The organism is Streptomyces sp. NPDC060027 (assembly GCF_042737005.1).
Lineage (GTDB): Bacteria > Actinomycetota > Actinomycetes > Streptomycetales > Streptomycetaceae > Streptomyces.
On the sequence record NZ_JBHWVI010000351.1, the window covers coordinates 2,934 to 5,928 of the forward strand.

A 2,995-nucleotide genomic window follows, 5' to 3' on the forward strand; every position below is an offset into this window, starting at 1 on the left:
TATTTGGTCTCGTGGGCTGGTTTTTGTTTATACCACACACCCCCCACACACCTCGGACGCGCCGCATCCGGCGGAATCCGCGTGGGGGGGGGCACCGGCCGGTGCCCCGCCCCTCACGGACGCGTGGTGGATCCCGGTGGGATCCGGAGGTCAGCCCTTGAGCTCGGCCGCCACCAGCTCCGCGATCTGGACCGCGTTCAGCGCGGCGCCCTTGCGGAGGTTGTCGCTGGAGACGAACAGCGCGAGACCGTGCTCGGCGGTCTCGTCCTGCCGGATGCGGCCGACGTACGAGGCGTCCTTGCCGGCGGCCTGGAGGGGGGTCGGGATGTCGGAGAGGACGACACCCGGGGCGCCCGCGAGAAGCTCGGTGGCGCGCTCGACGGAGAGCGGGCGCGCGAAGCGGGCGTTCACCTGGAGGGAGTGGCCGGAGAAGACCGGGACACGGACGCAGGTGCCGGAGACCTTGAGGGCGGGGATCTCCAGGATCTTGCGGGACTCGTTGCGGAGCTTCTGCTCCTCGTCGGTCTCGTTCAGACCGTCGTCGACGATCGAACCCGCGAGCGGGAGCACGTTGAAGGCGATGGGGCGCTTGTAGACGGCGGGCTCGGGGAAGTCGACCGCCTCGCCGTCGTGGGCCAGCTTGTCCGCGTCGGCGACGACCTTCAGGGCCTGGCCGTGCAGCTCCGCCACGCCGGCGACGCCGGAACCGGACACCGCCTGGTAGGTGGCGACGACCAGCGCCTCGAGGCCCGCCTCCTCGTGCAGCGGCTTCAGGACGGGCATCGCGGCCATCGTCGTGCAGTTCGGGTTGGCGATGATGCCCTTGGGGCGGTCGGTGATCGCGTGCGGGTTCACCTCGGAGACGACGAGGGGTACCTCGGGGTCCTTGCGCCAGGCGGAGGAGTTGTCGATCACGACCGCGCCCTGGGAGGCGACCTTCTCGCACAGCGCCTTGGAGGTGGCGCCGCCCGCCGAGAACAGCACGATGTCCAGGCCCGAGTAGTCCGCCGTGGAAGCGTCCTCCACCGTGACACCGTCGAGGACCGTCCCGGCCGAACGGGCCGAGGCGAACAGGCGCAGCTCCGTGACGGGGAAGTCCCGCTCGACCAGGATCCTGCGCATGACTGTGCCGACCTGACCGGTGGCTCCGACGATTCCGACCCTCACGGCGACTCCCTTTGCGTACGTTTCACGTGGTCCAGCGCTTCCATCATGCGTCTGACCCGGGTCCGCGTGTCCAATCCTTTCGCCGCGCCGCTCGAAGGATGGGACGCCGGGACGCGCGCGGATGAGCCCGATCCTGCGGCGGCCGGGCGTCCCCGTACGAAGAAATCGCCCGGCGACGGAAGGGAACCGCAAGCCGTACGGTGTGGGCGCCGTCATGGTTTCGGGCCCGGTGTGACGTACGACTCGAACCGGGTCGAACGTTTTGGCCCGCACCGGCGTCGTAGAGGAAACGCGGGCGGGGAGGGGTGGCTGTGCTGCGCAGAAAGCCACGCCGCGCACCGGGGGCGGACGATCCCCTGGACGCGGCGCAGGAACGCCGGGTGCGTGCGGTGCTCGCGCTCGGCGGCGTACCGCAGGCGGACCTGCCGGACGGGGTGCAGCAGGTCCGGCTGCGACTGCTCGAGCGGGCGGCCAAGGGGGACGAGGCGCCGCGGGACGTGTCCGCCTGGGCGGCGGTCGTCGCCTCGAACCTCGCGATGGACTGGCACCGGGCCAGGCGCCGGCAGGACCGGCTGGGCGAACGTCTCGCCTCGCTGCGTCAGTTGGAGCAGCCCTCCGACGAGGAATCGAGCGTGCTCTCGCTGGCCGTCGCCCAGGGGCTGGACGAACTGCCCGACGCCCAGCGCCAGGTCCTCGTCCTGCGGTTCTACGCCGACCTGCCCGTGCGGGACATCGCCGACGAACTCGGGGTACCCGAGGGCACGGTCAAGAGCAGGCTGCACACGGCGGTCCGCGCGCTGCGCGCCCGCCTGCACGAGGACGAGGTGGTGTGACGTGGCCGAGTACGAAGGTGTGGACGCGCTGCTGGCCGCGATCACGGACGCTTCACTGCCGGAGGGCGCTCGCGACGATGTCGCGTTCATGGCCGAGCACCGGTCGGCACGTGAGGACGTGGACGTGCTCCGGGAGCAGCTGGTCATCATCGGGGACGCGCTGGCGGACTCCGGGAAGGCGGCCGAACCGGCCCGCGCCTCCCAGAGGTCCCAGGCGTCCCAGGGGTTCCGGAGGTCCCGGGGGCCGCGGAGGTCCGGGGACGGGCGTCCGGAGGGCACCCCGAAGAAGCGCTCCCGGCACCGAGGCGCCCTCGCCGTCGGGGTCGGCGCCCTGGCGGCGGCCGCGGTGGCCTCGATGGTCGTCGGGATGGGCTGGCTGGTCGCGCACAACGGGATGGGCGGAGCGAACGACCAGGCCTCCGATGCCAAGACGGACAACGGCGCCGCTGGCAGCCTGCTCAGCGGCCCCGGCTACATCGCCTGCTCCCGGCTCATCGCGGAGGGCACGGTCACGGAGGTGCTCCAGGTCCCCGGCACCGAACAGGACCGGATCACCCTCGACGTGTACCACTACTACAAGCCGGCCGAGGGAGAGAAGGAGGTCACCTTCCTGATGGACCAGAACGTCGATCCGCGGCTGCACCAGGGCGACGAGGTGCTGGTCGGCATCGGGCGGCACGCCACGACTCCCGACATCTGGACGACGGGGGAGAAGAACATCGCCCGCGACCGGGCCTGGATCGTCAAGGCACTGCCCGCGGCCCGGGGCATGAGGTGCGAGCGCTGAGGCGCGGCACGAGCTCCGGGGTATGAGGCGCGGTACGGACTCCGGGCTACGAGGCGCGGGTACGGCCGGGGCGGCACGCGAGGGGCCGGGCGGCACATGAAGGGGCGGGGCGGCACGCGAGGGGCCGGGCGGCACATGAAGGGGCGGGGCGGCACGCGAAGGGGCGGGCGGTACACGAAAGGGCGGGCGCCCCGTTCCGGGCGCCCGC

Annotated in this window: 3 protein-coding genes; 2 read left to right on the forward strand and 1 reads right to left on the reverse strand. The window is 72.0% G+C overall.

Going from position 1 to position 2,995, the window contains the following annotated elements; translation table 11 throughout:
* Positions 1 to 150: 150 nt before the first annotated feature.
* Positions 151 to 1,167 carry an aspartate-semialdehyde dehydrogenase gene (locus ACFWBT_RS41215; RefSeq protein WP_385709436.1) on the reverse strand — a complete coding sequence of 339 codons (1,017 nt, stop codon included), beginning with the start codon at positions 1,165 to 1,167 and terminating at the stop codon, positions 151 to 153.
* Between the two features lie 305 nt (positions 1,168 to 1,472).
* Here ACFWBT_RS41215 and ACFWBT_RS41220 point away from each other — a divergent pair, with 305 nt between their 5' ends.
* Entirely contained in the window at positions 1,473 to 2,000 is a 528-nt protein-coding gene (locus ACFWBT_RS41220) for a sigma-70 family RNA polymerase sigma factor (RefSeq protein ID WP_385709440.1), read from the forward strand.
* Position 2,001: 1 nt separating this feature from the next.
* The gene (locus ACFWBT_RS41225; RefSeq protein WP_385709443.1) at positions 2,002 to 2,787 is read left to right on the forward strand and encodes a hypothetical protein; all 786 of its coding nucleotides are present in this window, start codon (positions 2,002 to 2,004) and stop codon (positions 2,785 to 2,787) included.
* Positions 2,788 to 2,995 lie beyond the last annotated feature (208 nt).